The sequence below is a fragment of the Rhizobium sp. BK251 genome, from assembly GCF_004345245.1.
GTDB lineage: Bacteria > Pseudomonadota > Alphaproteobacteria > Rhizobiales > Rhizobiaceae > Rhizobium.
The window spans coordinates 44,435-65,776 of the sequence record NZ_SLUQ01000013.1; the positions used below are offsets into that span (position 1 = coordinate 44,435).

The 21,342-nt window shown below is 62.8% G+C and carries 17 protein-coding genes; 9 read left to right on the plus strand and 8 right to left on the minus strand.

All coding sequences use genetic code 11. The annotated features are described in order from the left end of the window. Positions 1 to 43: 43 nt before the first annotated feature. Entirely contained in the window at positions 44 to 946 is a 903-nt protein-coding gene (locus EV286_RS27885; protein ID WP_132960508.1) for an SDR family oxidoreductase, read from the minus strand. 97 nt (positions 947 to 1,043) lie between these two features. Continuing rightward, positions 1,044 to 1,784: an SDR family oxidoreductase gene (locus EV286_RS27890; protein WP_132960509.1), complete on the minus strand. Its 741-nt coding sequence runs from the start codon at positions 1,782 to 1,784 to the stop codon at positions 1,044 to 1,046. Positions 1,785 to 1,900: 116 nt separating this feature from the next. Here EV286_RS27890 and EV286_RS27895 point away from each other — a divergent pair, with 116 nt between their 5' ends. The 3 genes from EV286_RS27895 (at position 1,901) to EV286_RS27905 (ending at position 3,866) form a co-directional block, all read left to right on the plus strand. After that, complete coding sequence (locus EV286_RS27895; RefSeq protein ID WP_132960510.1) at positions 1,901 to 2,803, plus strand: LysR family transcriptional regulator; 903 nt, start codon at positions 1,901 to 1,903, stop codon at positions 2,801 to 2,803. An 84-nt stretch (positions 2,804 to 2,887) separates the two neighbouring features. Beyond that, positions 2,888 to 3,232, plus strand: coding sequence for a hypothetical protein (locus EV286_RS27900; protein WP_132960511.1), 345 nt, complete (start codon positions 2,888 to 2,890; stop codon positions 3,230 to 3,232). Between the two features lie 25 nt (positions 3,233 to 3,257). After that, a complete protein-coding gene (locus tag EV286_RS27905) occupies positions 3,258 to 3,866 on the plus strand; it encodes a DNA-3-methyladenine glycosylase (protein WP_132960607.1) in 609 nt (202 codons plus the stop codon). 6 nt (positions 3,867 to 3,872) lie between these two features. On the opposite strand, the gene EV286_RS27910 is transcribed toward EV286_RS27905, so the two are convergent. From EV286_RS27910 to EV286_RS27930, 5 genes are all read right to left on the minus strand, one after another. Further along, positions 3,873 to 5,414 carry a DHA2 family efflux MFS transporter permease subunit gene (locus tag EV286_RS27910; RefSeq protein WP_132960512.1) on the minus strand — a complete coding sequence of 514 codons (1,542 nt, stop codon included), beginning with the start codon at positions 5,412 to 5,414 and terminating at the stop codon, positions 3,873 to 3,875. After that, positions 5,407 to 6,633 carry an HlyD family secretion protein gene (locus EV286_RS27915; protein WP_132960513.1) on the minus strand — a complete coding sequence of 409 codons (1,227 nt, stop codon included), beginning with the start codon at positions 6,631 to 6,633 and terminating at the stop codon, positions 5,407 to 5,409. Before EV286_RS27915 ends, EV286_RS27910 begins: the two co-directional genes overlap by 8 nt. Further along, on the minus strand, positions 6,626 to 7,090 hold the full coding sequence (locus EV286_RS27920; RefSeq protein ID WP_132960514.1) for a MarR family transcriptional regulator: 465 nt from the start codon (positions 7,088 to 7,090) through the stop codon (positions 6,626 to 6,628). Before EV286_RS27920 ends, EV286_RS27915 begins: the two co-directional genes overlap by 8 nt. A 226-nt stretch (positions 7,091 to 7,316) precedes the next feature. Continuing rightward, on the minus strand, positions 7,317 to 8,144 hold the full coding sequence (locus EV286_RS27925; protein WP_132960515.1) for a formate/nitrite transporter family protein: 828 nt from the start codon (positions 8,142 to 8,144) through the stop codon (positions 7,317 to 7,319). Positions 8,145 to 8,183: 39 nt separating this feature from the next. After that, positions 8,184 to 9,404, minus strand: a complete 1,221-nt coding sequence (locus tag EV286_RS27930) for an oxalate decarboxylase family bicupin (protein WP_132960516.1) — start codon at positions 9,402 to 9,404, stop codon at positions 8,184 to 8,186. Positions 9,405 to 10,145: 741 nt separating this feature from the next. Between EV286_RS27930 and EV286_RS27935 the strand changes: the two genes are divergently transcribed. Beyond that, the gene (locus EV286_RS27935; RefSeq protein ID WP_132960517.1) at positions 10,146 to 11,324 is read left to right on the plus strand and encodes an efflux RND transporter periplasmic adaptor subunit; all 1,179 of its coding nucleotides are present in this window, start codon (positions 10,146 to 10,148) and stop codon (positions 11,322 to 11,324) included. After that, entirely contained in the window at positions 11,321 to 14,506 is a 3,186-nt protein-coding gene (locus EV286_RS27940) for a multidrug efflux RND transporter permease subunit (protein WP_132960518.1), read from the plus strand. The genes EV286_RS27935 and EV286_RS27940 overlap by 4 nt, the downstream gene beginning before the upstream one ends. A gap of 48 nt (positions 14,507 to 14,554) precedes the next feature. Here EV286_RS27940 and EV286_RS27945 read toward each other — a convergent pair whose 3' ends face one another. Then, complete coding sequence (locus EV286_RS27945) at positions 14,555 to 15,532, minus strand: GlxA family transcriptional regulator (protein WP_132960519.1); 978 nt, start codon at positions 15,530 to 15,532, stop codon at positions 14,555 to 14,557. Between the two features lie 101 nt (positions 15,533 to 15,633). Here EV286_RS27945 and EV286_RS27950 point away from each other — a divergent pair, with 101 nt between their 5' ends. The 4 genes from EV286_RS27950 (at position 15,634) to EV286_RS27965 (ending at position 21,342) form a co-directional block, all read left to right on the plus strand. Next, positions 15,634 to 16,536, plus strand: a complete 903-nt coding sequence (locus EV286_RS27950) for a 3-keto-5-aminohexanoate cleavage protein (protein WP_132960520.1) — start codon at positions 15,634 to 15,636, stop codon at positions 16,534 to 16,536. Positions 16,537 to 16,619: 83 nt separating this feature from the next. Next, complete coding sequence (locus EV286_RS27955) at positions 16,620 to 18,110, plus strand: carnitine 3-dehydrogenase (RefSeq protein ID WP_132960521.1); 1,491 nt, start codon at positions 16,620 to 16,622, stop codon at positions 18,108 to 18,110. 9 nt (positions 18,111 to 18,119) lie between these two features. Next, positions 18,120 to 19,280: an acyl-CoA dehydrogenase family protein gene (locus EV286_RS27960; protein ID WP_132960522.1), complete on the plus strand. Its 1,161-nt coding sequence runs from the start codon at positions 18,120 to 18,122 to the stop codon at positions 19,278 to 19,280. Between the two features lie 4 nt (positions 19,281 to 19,284). Next, positions 19,285 to 21,342 carry an acetate--CoA ligase family protein gene (locus EV286_RS27965; protein ID WP_132960523.1) on the plus strand — a complete coding sequence of 686 codons (2,058 nt, stop codon included), beginning with the start codon at positions 19,285 to 19,287 and terminating at the stop codon, positions 21,340 to 21,342.

Below are 21,342 nucleotides of genomic sequence, written 5' to 3' on the forward strand. Positions count from 1 at the left end.
CCCGCGAGCATCGCCCGCGGGGCCTTGTTGGCAATGATCCGGTCTATGCCTTGATTGTCGGCTTTAGCAGGTCGTCGAGGCCGATGCGCCAGAACAGTTCGGCGCGGACACGGTCGGCGACGCCATTGACGATTTCCGCACCGTCCTGCGAGGGATCGATGTGCGTGCGGAACGGCCGGGTGCCGAAGGGCATGTTGACGACGTCCACGATGGCGGTGGCAACACTTGCCGCGTCGGCATCGGCAGGCTCCAGGGCGGCCAGGCCCTTAAGCGACTTTTCAGGGACGCCCTTGTACGGACCTTCGTTATATTCGGCAGCGCGAGCGATATCGGCCGGCGCGCCGGAATGGACGAAGTGGTTGGTGCCCTTGGTGAAGGCGCCCGGGACGATGATGGCGGTCTCGATGCCCCACCTCGCCAGTTCGCTGGCATAGGAGACGGCGACCGAGTCCATCGCCGCCTTGGCGGCAAAGTACGGTGCAAGGTAGGGAGGCGTGCCGCCGCGGGTGCTTGAGGAAGAGACCCAGACAAGAAGACCCCTGCCCTGCTTGCGCAGATGCGGCAGCACGGCCCGGTTCACGCGCTGGGTCGAGAGTACGTTGATATCGAAGAGCTCGGCATACTGCTCCGGCGTGAAGGCTTCAGCCGGGCCGAAGGACATGTGGCCGGCATTGTGGATGATCGTGTCGATGTGACCTTCCTGCTCGATCACCTTGGCAATCCCGGCCTCAACCGAGGCCTCCGAGGTGACATCGAGTTCCACGGCCTTCAGTTCTACGCCGTTTTCTTTCGAGAAGGCCTCGACGGCTTCGACCTGTGGCCTGTTGTGCCCCTCGGTTTCGCGCATGGAGGCGTACACGGTGTGGCCGGCCCAGGCGAGAGCGCGGGCGGCGAGAGCGCCGAAGCCACTGGAGGCACCGGTGATGACGATAACTTGCTTGCTCATGATCGTGGTCCTTGTGTTCGGGAATTGACTGGGTTGAGGGTTTGGATGCGACTTTCTTCGAAAGTGCAGAGGCCAGCAGCGGTCTTCGAGCCGTGGGTCAGACGAGGCCGCCGTTGGCGCGTATCGTCTGGCCGTTGATCCAGCCGCCCTGCGGGCTGACAAGGAAGGAGACAACGGAGGCGATGTCGTCAGGCGTGCCGAGCCGTTCCAGCGGATTGCCCTTGGCAAAGCGTGCAATCAGTTCATCGGACTTGCCATGCAGGAAGAGATCCGTACCCGTCGGACCGGGAGCCACGGCGTTGACGGTGATCGAGCGACCGCGCATTTCCTTGGCCATGATCATGGTCAGCGTTTCGACCGCAGCCTTCGTGGCGGTATAGACGCCATAGGTTTCGAGCCTGGTACCAACGACGCTGGTCGAGAAATTGACAATGCGGCCACCGTCGCGCATGCGTTTTGCCGCCTCGCGGAGCGTGTTGAAGGTACCTTTCAGGTTCACGGCCACATGGCGGTCGAATTGCGCGTCGTCGACATCGCGGATCGGCGACAGCTGCATGACACCGGCATTGTTGACGAGGACGTCGACGCCGCCAAATGCCGTTTCAGTCGCCTCGAACATCCGGCGCACGTCCTCCGGATTGCTGACATCGGCCTTGGCGGTCAGTGCGCGGCCGCCTTTCTCCTCGATCTTGCGGGCAAGTTCCTCGGCGAGTGCGGTATCGCCGGCATAGTTGATGACAACGACAAAGCCTTCGGAAGCGAGCCGTTCGGCGATTTCAGCGCCGATGCCCTTCGAGGCGCCGGTTATGATTGCGACTTTCTTGGCATTCTCTGACATTGCTCTTCTCCATGCTTGCGCCGTAGCGCGTTTCGATGGGCCTAAGATCGCTCTTTTCCGGATGCGGATAATCGGGCATTATCCGCCATCACTATCCGGAAACGCCGAACAAAAAGATGGACAGATTGGAAGCCATGCGGGTCTTCACCCGCGTTCTGGAGCGCCGGAGCTTTACGCTTGCGGCAGATGACACCGGCCTACCGCGATCGACAGTGACCGATGCGGTCAAGCAGCTGGAGCAACGCCTGGGCGTCCAGCTCCTGCAGCGCACGACGCGCCATGTCAGCCCAACCTTGGATGGTGAGGCCTATTACCAGCGGTGCCTGCGCATCCTCTCGGATATCGAGGACGCAGAAGGCGCCTTTGCCGGTACCAAGCCGAAGGGCCTGCTTCGCGTCGACGTCCACGGGACGCTTGCCCGCCACTTCGTCCTGCCGAGTCTTCCGTCCTTCCTGGAGACCTATCCCGGCATCGAATTCCACATGAGCGAAGGCGACCGGCTCGTCGATCTCGTGCGCGAGGGGATCGATTGCGTCCTGCGCGTCGGTGTCCTACAGGACAGCGACATGATCGCGCGGCGTGTCGCCATGCTCGAGGAAGTCACGGTCGCCTCGCCGGCCTATATCGAGCGGTTCGGCCTGCCGACGCATCCACGCGACCTGGAGCGGCATCACATGGTGGGCTTTCGCTCGACCGCGACCGGTGGCGTCCTGCCGCTGGAATTCCTGGTCGAGGGAAACCTTCGCAACATCACGCTGCCGACGACCGTCGCCGTGAATGCGGCCGAAAGCTACATCGCTGCAGCCAGGCTCGGCCTCGGCATCATACAGATGCCCCGCTATCACGCGGAGCACGACCTTGCGCGAGGCACGCTCGTCCACATTCTGCCGGATTTTCCGCTGACGGAAACGCCGGTTTCGCTGCTCTATCCGCGCAATCGCCAGCTCTCGCCGCGCGTCAGGGTCTTCATCGACTGGCTTATCCGTGTCTTTGCGCGCAGCAACGAAGAGCAGCCGTGAAGGGCGGCGCGCTTCCTTGACCCTTGTGCTCGGCTATCCGGAAGGTCAAAGTCGCTGGCAAGATAAGGAGAGGAGACGTGACGAATGTCGAAGTTCGATGCGAGAGTTCTTACCGCCGGCGGGCAGAGCGGCAACTTCACCGTGGAATTCGTGGCCGAAGACGGCAGCGTCATTTCCGTAACCCCGCGCGGTGCAGCCTTTCGCGGATTGACGCGCGGCACTGCAGTCGCGAAGGCCAAGGCCTTTCTTTCAAACATTGCCGACATATTGCCGGAAAAAGAAGGGCCGCACTCGGCCGACAGGCCTGCTGACCCCGCGACGATAGAAGAAGAACTGCAGGAAGGGCTGGAAGACACTTTCCCGGCAAGCGATCCGGTCTCGATCACCATCTCCTCCACGCCAAAACGGGATCCCAATGCCGGAAAATGAGCATCCTGCACGCGCGACCGCTGCCATGCGGGAACGCGGCGATGGATCGGAACCGGCAGGTGCGATCGGAACCGCAGCGCTAGTCGGGAACCGGCTGATACAGTTCTTCGACCGCGACGCCGTCCATGTCGCACGCGATCTCCTGGGCTTTCACTTCATGGTCGGCGAGACCGGAGGACGGATCGTCGAGACCGAGGCCTATAGACCTGACGACGAGGCGTCGCACGCCTTCCGCGGTCCGACGCCACGAAACGGAGCAATGTTCGGCCCGCCCGGCAATGTCTATGTCTACCGCTCCTACGGCATCCATTGGTGCGTGAATTTCGTCTGCAAGCCCGGGTCGGCTGTGCTGATCCGGGCCGTCGAACCGGAGAACGGTCTTGCAACGATGATCGAGCGCCGCAGCATGGAAACGCTGACGCTGCTTTGCAGCGGTCCGGGCAGGCTCTGCCAGGCGCTCGGCATCGATATCGGTCTCAATGACAGGCCGCTCGACTATGCGCCTTTTTCGCTGACGCCCGCAGCCCCGGTGGAGGCCGTTGCGGGACGACGCATCGGCATAACGAAAAACACCGAAGCGCCGTGGCGCTTCGGTGTTCAGGGATCGCGATATCTGAGCAAGCCGATGAGATAGAGCCTGCTATTCCATGGCAGCGCTGTGATCGACCTTCGGCGGTGCACTTGGCTTGCGCAAGAACAGCACGAGCGGGATGACGGCAAGCGACATCAGCATCAGGAGCTTGAAGTCGTCCATATAAGCGATGATCGTCGATTGCAGCGTGATCATCTCGTTCAGGGAGGCCCGTCCGGCGGCCGTCAGAGGGCTGAGCCCCTGCGCCGCCACGGCATTGAAGGCATGGTTGAACGGCGTCACGTAGGCCGAGATCGATTCATGGTTGCTCTGCGTGTTCTCGACGATCAGGGCCGAGACGACGGAAATGCCGACGCTGGAGCCGATGTTTCGCGACAGATTGTAGAGACCGGTTCCGTCACCGCGCATATGGGCGGGCAGCGTCGCGAAGGCGATCGTCGTCAACGGTACGAAGAGGAAGCCGAGCCCGGCCCCCTGCACGAAGCCGACGGACACGATCGTCCACTGCGAGACGTCCGGCGTCCAGCCGGTCATGTCGTACATCGCCCAGGCCGTCAGCGCCAAGCCGAAGGCGAGCAATATGCGCGTGTCGACCTTGCCGATAAGGCGACCGACGATGAACATGCAGAGCATCGTTCCGAGGCCGCGCGGCCCCATGACGATGCCGGCCGTTATCACCGGATAACCCATCAGCGTCTGCAGGTACGGCGTCATCAGGGCAAGCGAGGCGAGATAGGTGACGCCCACGACGAAGATGAAGAGCATGCTGACGGCAAAGTTCTGGTCGAGGAACAGCCGCGGATTGATGAACGACTTCTCCCTCGTAAGCGTATGGACGATCAGAAGATAGAAGGCCGCCGCGCAGACCAGCGCCTCGACGACGATCTCGCCGGAGGAAAACCAGTCCAGCTGCTCGCCCCGATCCAGGAAGAGCTGCAACGACGCGATCGCAAGGCTCAGCATGCCGAATCCGAACCAGTCGAGCTTCGCGAGCAGGTCGCGCTTCGTCTCCGTAACGAAGACCACGATACCCATGAAGGCCAGAGCTCCGATCGGAACGTTGATGTAGAACACCCACCGCCAGCTGATGTTGTCGGTCAGCCAGCCGCCGATGACCGGTCCCAGCACTGGCCCGACCATGACCGAGACGCCAAACAAGGCCATGGCCGAGCCGCGCTCCTCGACAGTGTAAATGTCGAGAAGTATGCCCTGGGAAAGAGGAACGAGAGCCGCGCCGAAGAGCCCCTGCAGGAGACGGAAGGCAACGATCTGGTTGAGCGATTGCGCCAGACCGCACAGGACCGACGCAACGACGAAGCCTGCGATGGCAGTCAGGAGGACGCGCTTGCGTCCGAACTTCGCGGCAAGGAAGCCGGAGGGTGGCGTCATGATCGCGGCGGCCACGATATACGACGTCAGGACCCAGTTGATCTGGTCGGCGCTCGCCGAGACGCTGCCCTGGATATAGGGCAGCGCGACGTTGGCGATCGTCGTGTCCAGCGCCTGCATGATGACGGCCAGGATGACGCAGGCCGTGATCGCGCCTCGATTGGCGACGACAGCAGGCGATGCGGAAGACGCGCTAGCCATGGACCTTGTCCGAACCACCGAAGAGCTTCGCAATGAAGTCGGGCAGGCCGCGGGCGTGGCCCGTATCGACCTCGACGACCGTGCTCATGCCGACGCGCAGCGGTGGCTTGCCCTGCGCATCGTCGATGCTGACGCGCATCGGAATGCGCTGGACAACCTTGACCCAGTTGCCGGTGGTGTTCTGGGCGGGCAGCAGCGCGAAACTGGAACCCGAGGCCGGGCTGATGCTGGCGACCTTGCCCTTCCAGACGACGCCCGGATAGGTGTCGACATAGATGTCGACCGGCTGGCCGGGCTTCACATAGGTCAGTTCCGTCTCCTTCGGGCTCGCGGCGATCCACAGGTGATCGGTCGCAACCAGCGAGAAGCCCTGCTGCGAAGCCTGCAGGTAGGAGCCAACCTGAAGCGCATCGACATTGGTGACGATGCCGTCGAAGGATGCCTTCACGACGCTGTGGTCGAGCTGGCGCTGGGCGTTGTCGACGTTTGACTGGGCCTGGAGATAGAGCGGGTTCTGCTCGACCGGCTGGTCGGCATCACCGCCGAGTTGGGCGAGCGTCGCCCGCGCTTCGGCCTTGGCCACGGCGACCTTCTGCTGTGCCGCCTCGAGATTGTGCCTTGCTTCGTCGAAGGCAGCCTTCGTGGCTGCGGAGTTGTTGGCCAGGTTCTGCTGCCTGTCGAACTCGCTCTGGAAATAGGGAAGATCGGCTTCGGCCTGGGTAATCTCGGCGAGCGATTGCCTGTAGCTCGCTTCGAGATTGAGGATCTGGTTGCGGACCACGCCAAGCTGCGCCTTGGCGCCGTCGAGCGCGATCTGGAACGGCTGCGGGTCGAGACGGAAGAGCACCTGCCCTGCCTTGACCGCATCGTTCTCGTGCACGTCGATCTCGGAAACGATGCCGGAAACATCGGTCGTCACGCCCACCATGTCGGCCTGGATATAGGCGTTGTCGGTCGACATGACCTGGCCGCCGGTGACGTAGTAGTAGCCGCCGGCGACAAGGGCGACCGGCAAGAGCGCAAAGAGGATCGGCCGCTTGAGGTTGCGACGACGCGGCGGCTTCGGGGCCGGAGCAAGCGCGATTACCGATGCGGGCGCACTCGATTGGGACTCGGCCGTTTCACGCTCGCTCTCGGCCTTTTCCAGCTCTTCGACAGGACTCTTGGCCGCTGTGCTGGTGTTTGCAGGAATGCGAAGGGAAGAAGGTCCGTCAGCCATGATTTATCTCTTCGGCGCCGGCCGGCAGCGTACAGGCCCGGCTCAGGTTTGATTTCATTAGGGTCAGAATATGGAAGAGCCGCTCGCGTTCGGCGGCCGGAATTCCTTTGAACGCCTCGCCGCGAGTCGAATCTCCGACATCGTGCATGGTGTCCAGCAGCGGCAGCGCCGCCTCGCGGATGTGGATGAGCCATGCGCGGCGGTCGGTCGGATGCTGGCGACGCTCCACAAGGCCGCGCTCTGCAAGCCTGTCGATGATGCGTACGAGGGTGATCGGCTCGATCTCGAGCATTTCGGCGAGCCAGCTCTGCTGTATCCCGTCATTTTCGGCGAGGCAGGCCAGCGCCTGCCACTGCGCACGCGTCAGCCCATGGCATCGCGCACGCTGTTCAAAGCGTTTGCGAAGGAGCCGGGCCACATCATGAAGAAGGAAGCCGAGCGAGGGCGTACGGGACATAACAGAAGCCTACTATTCATAAGCATACTAATTATGTCTTCACATATAGTGTGCCTATGAACCACGCAAGGGGCTTCGGGATACAAAATGACAAGGCGTGCAAATATGCCGCACCCGCCGCCGGATGGTTCCGGCAGCGGGCGGCAAAGGCAGGCAGAGCCTGCAACGGATCGAAGGGGAACTGGCCGGCCGCGATCAGCGCGACCGGCCGGTCAGTCAGTTGCCTTCAGTGCGACGAGCCGCGCGCCCCGACGGAGGAGGCAGCCTTCGCGGCAGGAGCTGCAGAGCGGACCAATCTTGAATCCTGCGTCCAGTAGGCGAACGCCACGAACACGCCGCCACCGACAACATTGCCGAGCGTCACCCAGAGCAGGTTATGGAAAGCTCCGTACCAGGTGATCGTATCGGGATGAGGCCCGAACAGGGCCATGGTGAAGGCGAACATGTTGGCGACACAGTGCTCGAAGCCGCTCGCGACGAAGATCATGATCGGCCAGAAGATCAGGAACACCTTCGCCGTGTCGTTTTCCGTGCGCCCACACATCCAGATGGCAAGGCAGACAAGCCAGTTGCAGAGAATGCCGCGGGCAAACAGTGCCAGGCTGGGAGCGTTCATCTTCGCTGTGACGATTGCATAGAAGGTGGTGCTGCCGTCGGTCAGCAGCACGCCTCCACCGGCAAGATGCAGCAGCAGCGCGAGTACCGCTGCACCGACGAGATTGCCGATCCAGCATACGATCCAGACCAGGAGAAGGCTTGTGACCGTCGAGGATCCTCGCATGACGGCGAGCGGCATATACATGGTCATGCCGGTGAAGAGTTCCGAACCGGCAAAGATGACGATCGTCAGCGCAGCGGCGAAGACGGAGCCCATGACGAGGTGAGCCCACGCCGGATCGGCATGGGCACCCACGGTGAACAGAATAATATCACCGAAGCCGATATAGGCGCCGGCAAGGGCAGAGCCGACCAGGAAAGCCAAAGGGCGGCGACGAAGTGTCTCCGCCTTGTGCATTCCGTTGTCGGCAAATTTGTCTATCGTATCGCTGTACATCGATTGACATCCTGGAGAGTTGGCGATTAGGGGCGCCGGTCAGCCAACGACCGGCTCTTTTTTCTTACGAAGGGCCTTCATGAAGTCCTGGCTGAAGCCGAGATGGGCCTCGACGAGTTCGGGCGGGGTCAGCGCGAGCCACTGGTCCAGCGAGACATCGGCGAAGTAGCTGCTCTTGAAAACTTCGAGGAAACGCATCGGCGTGTCGCCGATGTTCTCGATGTAGTGGCCCATGGCAAAGGGAACGTATCCGACGTCGCCGGCAGAGAAATCGAAGGTGCGCGATTGGCCGTGCGCCGCAAAGACACCCATGCGAGCCTTGCCTTCGATGTAGTACTGCCATTCGTCCGCGTTGGGATGCCAGTGCAGTTCGCGCATTGCGCCGGGATCGACTTCGACCAGTGCCGCGGAGACGGTCTTCGAGATCGGGAAGATCGAGGAGTCTGTAATCCAGGCGCGACCGCCGCTTGTCTTGATCGGGTCCTGCGCCGTCATGTGGTGGCTGAAGATCTGCGGCACGTCTTCGACGCCAACGGCCTTGTCGGCGGCAAGGCTGGCTGGCATCGGCGCCGGGAAGATATAGAGTTTGCTCGGATCCGGCAGTTTGTTGAAGGTGTCGGCCGGCACGCCGAAGTTCTTTGCCATCACCTCGGGCGGGATATGCTTGAACCAGTCGCTGAGGAGGAACGTGCTGTCCTCGTCGAAGGAACCGTCATCGAAGATCAGCAGGAACTCGCAACCGTCGTCACCGAGGCCCTGGATGGAGTGCGGAATGCCGGAGGGAAAGTACCAGAGATCTCCGGGGCCGACGTCATCGACGAAATTGCGCCCCTGCGCGTCGACTGCGGTGATGCGCGCCCTTCCGGAAAGCATGAAGGACCATTCGGCCTCCTTGTGCCAATGCAACTCGCGCACGCCGCCGGCATTGAGCCTCATGTTGACGCCGGCGATGGGCTTGGAGACGGCGAGTTCGCGGATTGTTACCTGCCTCGTCCAACCGCCGGTGTATTGCTTCATGGGCGCATCGCTGAAGGCAAAGCGCAGATTGGGCAGCGTTCCGGAATCAGTCGGTGGCGGGTTGAGAATGTCTGGGTTTGCTATGTCGAGAGCCACGTTCCGAGGACCCGGATCCGTACCGCCAAAACCCGGTCCCCTCATGGGCTGCGGTACGTCCGCCGCCAGGGCTTGCGTGGCAGCCGCAGCGGCGACCCCACCGGCAGTTATGGTCAACAGGGCGTCTCGGCGTGTAAACATGGTCATTGCGAATCTCCATCCTGCGGTTTGGGAGGAACGCAGGCCTCCTTCGTTGCAGGGCGCCGACCGCGACGCGCTGCAACTTTCGAGAATGCGCTGGTTGCTGGCTGGGCGATCCCGGACGGGCTCGCCTCCTTTGGAAGCGCAGGTTCTGAAGCCTGAAAACTACTTGAACATCGCAAAATGGCCGCTCAGCGCGGCGCTGGGGAAAGCGATGCGGCAAGCAGCGCCTTACCTCCCTGTTCTCTGTCATACGAATATAGAATTAGACCCATAGGCCGCAATTTCAGCTATACTTACGTATACATCGGGTAATGATTGCGCATGGATGGCGGATTTCACTACACGTAAATTTGTATAAAACTCGCAAGAAGGTGATTTTCTACAAAAATCCGAACACTTATTTCCTACCACCAGGTTATTACTTGCTGCAGTGCAGCGAAAATTCAAGAGGGACTTTGTTTCAAGGTTCATCCGGCGCCGCGCGTAGCGACCGCTCCCCATCGCAGCCCCCGTCTCAACCACGCCGCGAGTCAGGGCAGTCGAAGCAGCGCGAACCGCTCATCAAACTAAAGCGAGCTGAAATAAAGCCTTTGCGAATGACGAAACCTATGAAAACATCGTATAGCGTTGCCAGCCTCGGGCGCCCTCGCCCGGCATCGGCAGAATGACATTTTATGCATTGGGGAATTGCTTATTAGACAAGTCAGGCGGCGACATTTGTCAGCCGGTTACATGGGGGTTCGCATGCTGAGACACCTTCGCGTTCCGTTCGTACTTGCCTCTTTCTTCGGTCTTTCTCTTTCGCCCGCCCTCGCACAGCAGAACGCCGCCCCTCCCCCTGTCACCGTCGCCAAGCCAGTTGTCCGCGAAGTTGTGGACAATGACGAGTTCATCGGCCGCTTTCAGGCCGTCGACGAAGTCGCTGTCCGTTCACGCATCGGCGGCTATCTGCAAGAGATTCATTTCCAGGACGGCGCCATGGTCAAGAGCGGCGACCTGCTCTTCGTCATCGACCAGCGCCCCTTCATAACCGCGCTCAACGAGTCGACGGCTTCGCTTGAGGTCGCCAAGTCGACGCTGACCTTGGCCGACGCGCAGTTCAAGCGCACGGAGTCGCTGGCGACGACAGGCAGCCAGTCCGCCTCCAACCTTGACGACCGCCGGCGCGACCTGATCGCCGCACAGGCCAACGTCCGTGGCGCCACCGCGGCCGTCGATCGCGCGACGCTCGACATGGAATACACGAAGATCACCGCCCCGCAGAGCGGCCGCATCGATCGGCGGCTCGTGTCGGTCGGCAACCTGGTCCAGGCGGATCAGACCGTGCTGACGACGATCGTTTCGCTCGACCCGATCGATTTCTACTTCGATGTCGACGAGCGGCGGCTCCTCAACTATGCCCGCACCGCCCGTGAGCGTGGCAGCGAGCTTCAACTGGGCGGCGGCGGACTGGATGTCACCGTCACGATCGCCGACCCGACCGCCCCGCCCTTCAAGGGCAAACTCGACTTCTCGGAAAACCGCGTCGACAGCGCGAGTGGCACGATGCGCCTGCGCGCGCGTTTTCCCAACCCCGATTACGTCCTCCAGCCAGGCCTCTTCGGCCGGATCCACATTGCCGGCTCCAACAGCTACCAGGCCGTGCTCGTTCCTGACGAGGCGATCGGCTCCGACCAGAACCAGCGCGTGGTCTACGTCGTCGGCGACGACGGCTCCGTGACGACGAAGCCGGTGCGGACAGGACCCCGCCTTTACGGCTATCGCGTCATCCGCGACGGGATAGATGGCACGGAGACGATCGCCATCAACGGCCTTATGCGCATCAGGCCGGGTGGCAAGGTAACGCCACAGCTGGAAGAGCTACCGCAGGAACGCGCTGATCCGCCGCCGGATGTCGCAGGTTCGGCGGAGGAAGGCCAATGAGATTTGCGCATTTCTTTGTAGATCGGCCGATCTTCGCCTCGGTCCTGTCCATCGTTTTGTTGATCGTCGGCAGCATCGCCTATTTCCAGCTGCCGATCGCCCAATATCCCGAAATCGCGCCGCCCACCATCGTGGTGCGCGCCTCCTATCCCGGCGCCGACGCAGAGACGGTCGCCAACACCGTGGCCACTCCGCTTGAGCAGGAGATCAACGGTGTCGAGGACATGCTGTACATGTCCTCCTATTCGACGGCCGACGGCTCCATGTCGCTGACGATCACCTTCAAGCTCGGCACCGATCTCGACCAGGCACAGGTGCTTGTCCAGAATCGCGTCTCGATTGCCGAACCGCGCCTGCCGGACGAAGTGCGCCGCATCGGCATCACCACGGTGAAGAGCTCGCCGGACCTGATGATGGTCGTTCACATCCTCTCGCCGAACGATCGCTACGACCAGCTCTATGTCTCGAACTATGCCCGCAGCCGTCTGCGCGACGTCATCGTTCGTCTCGACGGCGTGGGCGACGTGACCATCTTCGGCGAGCGCGAATATGCGCTGCGTATCTGGCTCGATCCTCAGAAGCTCTCCGCCTACGGCATGACCTCCAGCGACGTCGTCAATGCGCTGCGCGACCAGAACGTACAGGTCTCCGGCGGCTCGATCGGCGGTCCGCCGTCGGCAGGCACGAACGCATTCCAGTACACGGTGACGACCGAGGGGCGTTTCTCCGACGCCCGCCAGTTCCGCTACGTGATCGTCAAGGCGACGGATACCGGCCGATTGGTCCAGCTCCAGGACGTCGCCCGCATCGAGCTCGGCGCGCGCGACTACGTGACGAACAGCTATCTCGACGGCAAGCCTGCCGTGGCACTCGGCATCTTCGCACGGCCGGGCACGAACGCCCTTGCGGCAGCAGAATCGATCACGAAGACCATGCAGGAACTCTCCAAGGATTTCCCGCCGGGCCTTGCCTATGAGATCGTCTACAATCCGACGGAATTCATCTCGGAATCGATCTACGAGGTCTACAAGACGATCATCGAGGCGGCGATCCTGGTCGCCATCGTCGTGCTGATCTTCCTGCAATCCTGGCGCACGGCGATCATCCCGATCGTGGCCATTCCTGTTTCGCTGATCGGCACCTTCGCCTTGCTGCTGGCCTTCGGCTTCTCCCTGAACATGCTGACGCTCTTCGGCCTCGTGCTTGCGATCGGCATCGTCGTCGACGATGCGATCGTCGTCGTCGAGAACGTGGAGCGCAATCTCGCCCGCGGCATGACGCCGAAGGAGGCGGCGCATGTCACCATGGACGAGGTCGGCACGGCCGTGATGGCGATCTCGCTCGTGCTGATCGCCGTCTTTGTGCCGACCGCCTTCATTCCCGGTATTTCGGGGCAGTTCTACCGCCAGTTCGCGGTTACGATCTCCGTCGCGACGGCGATTTCCGCGCTCAACTCGCTGACCTTGTCACCGGCGCTGGCCGGTATTCTCTTGCGGCCGCATGAGCATCACAGGGAGAGCCGCAATCCCCTAGCCCGTTTCGGTCGTGCGCTTGCCAATGGCTTCAACACCGGCTTCGACAAGCTGAGCAACGGCTATTCACGCATCATCCGCGCCCTTGTCGGAACGCGGATCGCGGTCGGCGCCTCGCTCCTCGTCTTTCTCGGCCTGCTTGGTGCGACCTATTACATGGGACGGATCGTGCCCGCGGGCTTCATCCCCAACATGGACCAGGGTTATGCGATCGTGGTCGTGCAACTGCCGGAAGGCGCTTCGCTCGACCGCACAGATGCGGTCGTCAGGAGGGCCTCCGAGATCATCCGCAATACTCCCGGCGTCTCCCACTCCGTTACCTTCGCGGGCTTCAGCGGCGCTACCTTCACCAATGCCTCCAATGCCGGCGTCATTTTCGCGCCTTTCGACACGTTCGAACATCGGCTGGCAAACAACCAGAGCGCCACCCAGATCATCGGACAGCTCTACAGCAGTCTACAGAGTATCCAGGAAGCGTTCATCATCGCGATCCCGCCTCCGTCCGTGCGCGGCATCGGTAATTCCGGCGGCTTCAAGATGCAGCTTCTCGATCGTGAGAGCGCCGATATGCGCCGGGTGCTGGGCCTTGCCTTTCAGATGATGGGAACCGCAGCGCAGACGCCGGGCCTGACGGGCGTGTTCACCACCTTCTCCGCCTCGAGCCCGCAATTCTTCCTGGCAATCGACCGCGACAAGGCGCGTGCGCTGAACGTGCCGATACCGAATATCTTCGATACGCTGTCGATCAACCTCGGCACGTCCTACGTCAACGACTTCAACGCATATGGCCGCGTCTACCAGGTGCGCGCCCAGGCGGATCAGCAGTACCGCATCGAGCGCGATGACATCCTGGCGCTGAAGGTCCGATCAGCTACAGGCGCTCTGGTACCGCTCGGCACGCTCGTCGACATCCAGGACAGGAGCGGTCCGGCGCTCGTCCAGCGCTACAACATGTATGTCTCCGTTCCCCTTCAGGGCAACCCGGCGCCGGGCACCTCGACCGGCACCGCCCTCGACAAGATGGAAGCCATAGCGGCCGAAACCCTGCCGCCCGGAACCGGCTTCGAATGGACGGAACTCGCCTTCCAGGAACGCAACACCGGAAACACCGCGATCTACATCTTTGCGCTGTCGGTCATATTCGTGTTCCTGGCGCTTGCCGCCCAGTATGAGAGCTGGGTACTGCCGCTGGCGATCATCCTGATCGTGCCGCTGGCGGTGCTTGCCGCCCTCATAGGCGTGCATCTGCGCGGAATGGACAACAATATCCTGACGCAGATCGGCCTCATCGTGTTGATCGGCCTCGCGGCGAAGAACGCGATCCTGATCGTGGAATTCGCCCGGCAGGCGCAACAGGAAGGCAAGAACGCTATCGAGGCTGCAATCGAGGCAAGTCACCTGCGCCTCAGGCCGATCCTCATGACCGCCTTCGCCTTCATCTTCGGCGTCGTGCCGCTGATGATCGCGACCGGGCCCGGCTCGGAAATGCGCCAGTCGCTCGGCACGGCCGTCTTCTCAGGCATGCTCGGCGTGACCTTCTTCGGCCTGTTCCTGACGCCCGTCTTCTACGTCGCCCTGCGATCCGGCCGACGCAAGCGCAAGGAAGCGGAGACCGAGGCGACCGAGGACGACAAGCGGGCGGCATCCTGACGCCCACCCTCCGGCCTCCCCGACCAACAGGGACGGAGAGCCCGATGCTCAGATCTGCGGGCGGCGGCGAAGCCGCCTGCGGGTCTCCGATGCGCTTTCCTTGAAGTGCGCGCGGTAGCTGCGCGCAAAGGCAGAGGCGGAGTTGAATCCCGTCGCGGCAGCAATTTCCGCAAAACTCGCCTTGGTTTCGATCACCCTGCGCCGCGCCGCGTTGAGACGCAGCGCCATGTAGTGGACGTGGGGCGCCACACCCATGCCCTCCTGGAACAGCGCCTGGAGATGACGCGCGCTGACTCCGATGCGTTTTGCGAGCCGCGCGAGCAGCATCGGCTGCTCCACGTTGTCTTCCATCAGCCGCACGGCCTGGGCAAGACGCGGATCGTTCATGCGCAGGCTCACCGTCGACGGCGTCACCTGCCCTTCGCCGCGATAGCCCGCCTGCTCGTAGATGAAGAGGCGGCTCACCTCCAGCGCCAACGAGTAGCCCTGCCGGCGGCGGATGATCTCCAGCATCAGGTCGAGCGTCGGCAGCGCGCCACCGGTCGTGATGCGCTTGCCGTCGATGACGAAGCGCTCCTGCACGGCATTCACCTGCGGATAGGCCGTGGCGAAGTCCTCGAAATCTTCCCAGTGGGCAGTGGCCGAAAACTCGTCGAGCAACGAGGCCTCGGCAAGAAGCCAGGTTCCTGATTCGATGCCGGCGATCGTCGAGCGGTGCCGGGCCGTATGGGAGAGCTGCATCTTCAACGCCGACGTGGCGCTCTCGCGCCAATTGTAGCTTGCCAGCACGAAGAGCGGCACCTCCTCCCTGCCCGGACGGAATGCACCATGGGCGGGAACGGGAATGCCACTCGTCGTTCGTGCCGGGCTGCCATCCGGCGTGAAGATACGCCAGCGATAGATTTCGCGGCCGGCGATGCGGTTGGCGCCGCGCAATGGCTCGATCACGGAAGCGATGAGAATGAGCGTCGTGTCTGGCAATACCAGAAGGTCGATATCGAGCGGATCATTCGAAGGCGCCAGCATGGGTCAATTCTCGTTTCCGGGAATGTATAATATACCTCTGAAAAGGCAAAGCATGATCGCCATCTATGCCGCGTAATGTCGCAAAAATGAGGGAGAACACGATGCCTCTTGCGATGAACCGCGACGTCTTCATCACCTGCGCCGTAACCGGTGCCGGCGATACGGTTTCGAGATCCAGCCATGTGCCGGTCACGCCGAAGCAGATCGCCGAATCCGCCATCGATGCGGCGAGGGCCGGTGCGGCGGTCGTTCACTGCCATGTCCGCGATCCCGAGACGGGTGCAGCCAGCCGCCGCAACGACCTTTACAAGGAAGTGACCGACCGCATCCGCTCCGCCGATATCGACGTCGTCCTCAACCTCACCGCCGGCATGGGCGGCGACCTGATCTTCGGCGATGTGGAAAAGCCGCTGCCGCTGAACCCGAAAGGCACGGACATGGCGGGCGCCACCGAGCGCGTCAGCCACGTCGCGGAATGCCTGCCGGAAATCTGCACGCTCGACTGCGGCACGATGAACTTCAATCTCGGCGACTACGTCATGACGAACACGCCGGCCATGCTGCGCGCGATGGCGAAGAAGATGACCGATCTCGGTGTGCGGCCCGAGATCGAGGCCTTTGATACCGGCCATCTCTGGTTTGCCAAGCAACTGGTCGAGGAGGGTTTGATCGAGGACCCCGTGCTGATCCAGCTCTGCATGGGCATACCGTGGGGTGCACCTGATGACCTCAACACCTTCATGGCGATGGTCAACAACGTGCCGGCAAGCTGGACCTTCTCGGCATTCTCGATCGGTCGCAACGCGCTTGCCTATCCAGCGGCAGCAGTGCTCGCCGGCGGCAATGTCCGCGTCGGGCTGGAAGACAATCTCTATGCCGGCAAGGGCCAGCTCGCGACCAACGCCCAGCTCGTCGAGAAGGCCGTGACCGTCATCGAGGGTATGGGCGCCCGTATCATCGGGCCCCGGGAAGTCCGCGAGAAGCTCAAGCTGACGAAGCGGTAAGCCGATCGGCGCGGCCGCTCCTTCCGGCGGGAGCCTTGGGACGAGCAAAAAACGACAGGAAAGAATTCGAGGCGGACAACATCATGACCAAGATCAGCAAGGCAGCCTGCATCGGCGGCGGCGTCATCGGCGGCGGCTGGGTCGCTCGTTTCCTGCTTGCCGGCATCGACGTGAACGTCTATGACCCGCATCCGGAATCTCAGCGCATCATCGGCGAAGTTCTGGCCAATGCGGAACGCGCCTACGCCCTTCTGACGGGCGCGCCGCTGCCGCCGCGCGGCAAGCTCATCTTCTGCAAAAGCATTCAGGAAGCCGTTCAAGATTCTGACTGGATTCAGGAAAGCGTACCTGAACGCCTTGACCTGAAACGTAATGTCTTGACCGAGATCGACGCCTTCGCACGGCCTGACGCGCTGATCGGCTCTTCGACGTCGGGCCTGCTGCCGACGGATCTCCAGCGCGACATGAAGCACCCCGAGCGCCTCTTCGTCGCCCATCCCTATAATCCGGTATACCTCCTGCCGCTGGTGGAGATCGTCGGCGGCGCAAAAACCTCGCCCGAGACCGTCGCTGCGGCAATGGACCGGTTGCCGCCGATCGGCATGAAGGGGGTCCATATCGCCAAGGAGATCGAGGCCTTCGTCGGCGACCGTCTTCTCGAGGCGCTCTGGCGCGAGGCGCTCTGGCTGATCCATGACGACATCTGCACCGTCGAGACGCTGGACGACGTTATCCGCTACTCCTTCGGGCTGCGCTGGGCACAAATGGGCCTGTTCCAGACCTACCGGATCGCCGGCGGTGAAGCGGGCATGCGCCACTTCCTTGCCCAGTTCGGTCCCTGCCTCGCCTGGCCGTGGACTAAGCTCACTGATGTCGTCGATCTCGACGATGCGCTCGTGGAAAAGATCGGCCAGCAGTCGGACGAGCAGGCCGCCGGCCTCTCCATTCGCGAGCTGGAGCGCATCCGCGACGAAAACCTCGCCGGCATTCTGCAGGCGCTGAAGGGCGGCGACGGCGGCAAGGGCTGGGGGGCGGGCAAGCTGCTCAAGGATTTCGAGGCGGGCCTCTGGCGCGAAGCAGGCAAGGACGCGGCGCCTGTCGACACTTCCGCACCGCTGCGCCTCATCGAGACGAAGGTCAGCCCGGCCTGGGTCGACTACAATGGCCATATGACCGAACACCGCTACCTGCAGGTCTTTGGCGATACGTCCGACGCGCTGCTGCGCCTCATCGGCGTCGACCTCGCCTATGTGGAGGCGGGCAACAGCTACTACACAGTCGAAACGCATATTCGAAATCTCGGTGAGGCAAAGCTCGGCCAGGCGATCCATTCGACCTGCCAGGTCCTGTCGCTGGACGAGAAGCGGCTGCATGTCTTCCACACGATCCACGACACGGCGAGCGGTGAGACGATCGCGACGGCCGAGCATATGCTGCTGCACGTAGACACGAAGGCCGGCAAGGCCGTGCCCGCACCGGAGGAGGTACTGGGTAAGGGGAGAAAGATTGCCGAGGCCCACGCAAGACTGGCCCAGCCCGAGGGGATCGGCAGACATGTGGGGCAGAAACGATAGGAGGGGGCAATGAATTTCGGTCTGACCGAAGAGCAGGAAATGATCGTCAAGACGGTGCGGGACTTCGTCGAGACGGAGATCTACCCGCATGAGGCCGAAGTCGAGAAGACCGGCATCGTGCCGCGTGAACTCGGCCAGGAGATCGCGCGCAAGTGCGTCGATCTCGGCTTCTACGCCTGCGGCTTCCCCGAAGAGGTCGGCGGCGCCGGCCTCGATCACCTGACCTTCACGCTTGTCGAGCGTGAGCTTGGCCGCGGGTCGATGGGGCTCACTGTCTTCTTCGGCCGGCCCTCCGGAATCCTGATGGCCTGCGAGGGCGAGCAGCGCGAGCGATATCTCCTGCCGGCCGTGCGTGGCGAGAAGATCGATGCGCTGGCAATCACGGAACCGGACGCCGGTTCCGACATGCGCGGCATGAAATGCGCCGCTCGGCCGGACGGCCCCGACTGGATCCTCAACGGCACCAAGCACTTTATCTCTCACGCAGATGTGGCTGACTTCGTTATCGTTTTCGCCGCAACCGGCGAAGAGGAAACGCCGAAGGGCCTCAAGAAGAAGATCACCGCCTTTCTTGTCGATCGCGGCACACCCGGCTTCGAGATCAACAGGGGCTACGAGTCAGTCTCGCACCGCGGCTATCACAACTGCATCCTGAACTTCTCCGATTGCCGCCTGCCCGCGGCTCAGGTGTTGGGTGAGGTCCACGGCGGCTTCGACATCGCAAATCAGTGGCTGTACGGCACGAGGCTGACGGTCGCCGCCACCTGTGTCGGCCGGGCGCGCCGCGCCTTCGACCTTGCCCTGCCCTATGCTGCCGAGCGCAAGCAGTTCGGCAAACCGATCGGCACCAACCAGGGCGTCTCCTTCAAGCTCGCCGACATGGTGACCGAGATCGACGCTGCCGACTGGCTGACGCTGGCCGCCGCCTGGCGCCTCGACCAGGGCCTGCCCGCAAATCGCGAGATCGCTTCCGCCAAGCTCTATGCCTCCGAGATGCTGGCCCGCGTCACCGACGAGGCGATCCAGATCTTCGGCGGCATGGGCCTGATGGACGACCTGCCGCTCGCACGCCTCTGGCGCGACGCCCGCGTCGAGCGCATCTGGGACGGAACCTCGGAGATCCAGCGCCACATCATCAGCCGCGACCTGCTGCGGCCGTTCGGAGCGTAAACTTATGCCGACGCACTCGCTCGATCGCCTGATAAGACCGAAATCGATCGCCGTCTTCGGCGGCAAGGAGGCGCGGCGCGTCATCGAGCAATGTGACCGGATGGGATTTGCAGGCGAGATATGGCCGGTTCATCCGAAACTTGAAGAAGTGCTTGGAAGGCGGTGCTATCGCTCGGTCGCCGATTTGCCGGCCGCGCCGGATGCCGCCTTTGTCGGCGTCAACCGCACGCTCACGATCGACATCGTCCAAGAACTTGCCGCACGCGGCGCCGGCGGCGCAGTCTGCTATGCCTCCGGCTTTCGCGAGGCCGTCGCGGAACTTGCCGACGGAAGCGACCTGCAGGAGGCCCTGGTCTCGGCGGCCGGCGACATGCCAATCATCGGGCCGAACTGCTACGGCCTCATCAACGCGCTGGACGGCGCGCTCCTCTGGCCGGACCAGCACGGCATGCAGCGCGCCGAGGGTGGCGTCGCCATCCTCACCCAGTCGTCGAACATCGCGATCAACCTCTCCATGCAGACCCGCGGCCTGCCGCTCGCCTATCTCATGACGGCGGGCAACCAGGCGCAGACGGGGCTTTCCGATCTTGCCTGCGCCGTGCTGGAGGATCCTCGCGTCACCGCGGTCGGCCTCCACATCGAGGGCTTCGACAGCCTTGCGGCACTCCAGCGCCTCGCAGCCCGCGCCCGGGAACTCCGCAAGCCGGTAGTGGCGCTCAAGGTCGGCAAGTCGGAGGCCGCCCAAAAGGCAACGGTTTCGCACACCGCCTCGCTCGCGGGCAGCAACGCGGTTTCCATAGCGATCCTCGACCGCCTCGGTATCGGCCGCGTCGAGACGCTGCCGGAAATGATCGAGACGCTGAAGCTGCTCCACACGCACGGGCCGCTGAAAAGCTTCGACATCTCCTCGATGAGCTGCTCCGGCGGCGAGGCATCACTGATCTCGGATGCCGCCGTCGGACGCCGGGTAAACTTCCGCACACTGCTGCCGGAACAGCTGCCGCCGCTGCGCGAAACGCTCGGCGCGATGGTCACGCTTTCGAACCCGCTCGACTACCACACCTTCGTCTGGGGCGACCTCGTTCGCCAGACGGAGGCTTTTTCGGCCATGTTCGCAGGTGGCTACGCCCTCAATCTGCTCATTCTCGATTTCCCCCGTGCCGACCGCTGCAACGGAGCGGACTGGGTTACAACAATGGACGCGGTGACGGCAGCCGCAAAGGCGACCGGCGCCGCGGCGGGCATCGTCGCAACGCTCGGCGAGAACATGCCTGAACAGGTCGCCTTGCGCCTGCTCGCGGCAGGCGTCGTTCCCTTCTGCGGCATCAGCGAAGCGCTCGCCGCAGCCGAGGTGGCAGCCACGATCGGCGCGGCCTGGGAACGCGCACCACCTGCCCCGCTTCTCGATGCCGCGCTGGAAGCGGGCGAAAGCACGATCCTCAGCGAGGCGAGCTCCAAGGGCGAACTGGCTGCCTTTGACATCCCGGTTCCGCTGGGCCGCAGCGCACCGACGCCTGAAGAAGCCATGCGTGTTGCCGCCGACATCGGCTTCCCCGTCGCGCTCAAGGGTACGGGCGTTGCCCACAAGACCGAGGCGGGCGCCGTCAGGCTCAATCTCCGATCCGGGGAGGACGTCATGGAGGCCGCGGTTGCCATGCGCGGTGTCGCCGATGGCTATCTTGTGGAGCGCATGGTCGAGAGGCCGGTGGCGGAGTTCATCGTCGGCGCGGTACGCGATCCGGTGGCCGGGCTGGTGCTGACGATCGGCGCCGGCGGCGTCTTGGTTGAGCTCCTCGACGACTCTGCAATTCTAATGCTTCCCACCACGAAGAATGATATTTTAAGAGCTGTTTCCAGCCTCAAGGCAAGGAAGCTGATCGAGGGGTATCGTGGTGCGCCGAAGGGGGATCTGAAGGCGTTGGTCGAAGCCATTGCAGCGGTCGCGAATTATGTCGTCGCAAATGCCTCGAGGCTGGAGGAACTCGACGTCAATCCGTTGATGGTCCTGCCCGAAGGCAAGGGCGTCGTCGCGGCGGATGCGCTTGTCAAGCGAAGGAGATAG

What these genes read in the sequence shown, in the direction of transcription:
- EV286_RS27885 (WP_132960508.1), bottom strand. Translation starts at nt 946, where the DNA reads ATGAGCAAGCAAGTTATCGTCATCACCGGTGCCTCCAGTGGCTTCGGC.
- EV286_RS27960 (WP_132960522.1), top strand. Translation starts at nt 18,120, where the DNA reads ATGAATTTCGGTCTGACCGAAGAGCAGGAAATGATCGTCAAGACGGTG.
- EV286_RS27895 (WP_132960510.1), top strand. Translation starts at nt 1,901, where the DNA reads ATGGACAGATTGGAAGCCATGCGGGTCTTCACCCGCGTTCTGGAGCGC.
- EV286_RS27920 (WP_132960514.1), bottom strand. Translation starts at nt 7,090, where the DNA reads ATGTCCCGTACGCCCTCGCTCGGCTTCCTTCTTCATGATGTGGCCCGG.
- EV286_RS27945 (WP_132960519.1), bottom strand. Translation starts at nt 15,532, where the DNA reads ATGCTGGCGCCTTCGAATGATCCGCTCGATATCGACCTTCTGGTATTG.
- EV286_RS27925 (WP_132960515.1), bottom strand. Translation starts at nt 8,144, where the DNA reads ATGTACAGCGATACGATAGACAAATTTGCCGACAACGGAATGCACAAG.
- EV286_RS27900 (WP_132960511.1), top strand. Translation starts at nt 2,888, where the DNA reads ATGTCGAAGTTCGATGCGAGAGTTCTTACCGCCGGCGGGCAGAGCGGC.
- EV286_RS27890 (WP_132960509.1), bottom strand. Translation starts at nt 1,784, where the DNA reads ATGTCAGAGAATGCCAAGAAAGTCGCAATCATAACCGGCGCCTCGAAG.
- EV286_RS27930 (WP_132960516.1), bottom strand. Translation starts at nt 9,404, where the DNA reads ATGACCATGTTTACACGCCGAGACGCCCTGTTGACCATAACTGCCGGT.
- EV286_RS27950 (WP_132960520.1), top strand. Translation starts at nt 15,634, where the DNA reads ATGCCTCTTGCGATGAACCGCGACGTCTTCATCACCTGCGCCGTAACC.
- EV286_RS27955 (WP_132960521.1), top strand. Translation starts at nt 16,620, where the DNA reads ATGACCAAGATCAGCAAGGCAGCCTGCATCGGCGGCGGCGTCATCGGC.
- EV286_RS27910 (WP_132960512.1), bottom strand. Translation starts at nt 5,414, where the DNA reads ATGGCTAGCGCGTCTTCCGCATCGCCTGCTGTCGTCGCCAATCGAGGC.
- EV286_RS27965 (WP_132960523.1), top strand. Translation starts at nt 19,285, where the DNA reads ATGCCGACGCACTCGCTCGATCGCCTGATAAGACCGAAATCGATCGCC.
- EV286_RS27940 (WP_132960518.1), top strand. Translation starts at nt 11,321, where the DNA reads ATGAGATTTGCGCATTTCTTTGTAGATCGGCCGATCTTCGCCTCGGTC.
- EV286_RS27905 (WP_132960607.1), top strand. Translation starts at nt 3,258, where the DNA reads ATGCGGGAACGCGGCGATGGATCGGAACCGGCAGGTGCGATCGGAACC.
- EV286_RS27935 (WP_132960517.1), top strand. Translation starts at nt 10,146, where the DNA reads ATGCTGAGACACCTTCGCGTTCCGTTCGTACTTGCCTCTTTCTTCGGT.
- EV286_RS27915 (WP_132960513.1), bottom strand. Translation starts at nt 6,633, where the DNA reads ATGGCTGACGGACCTTCTTCCCTTCGCATTCCTGCAAACACCAGCACA.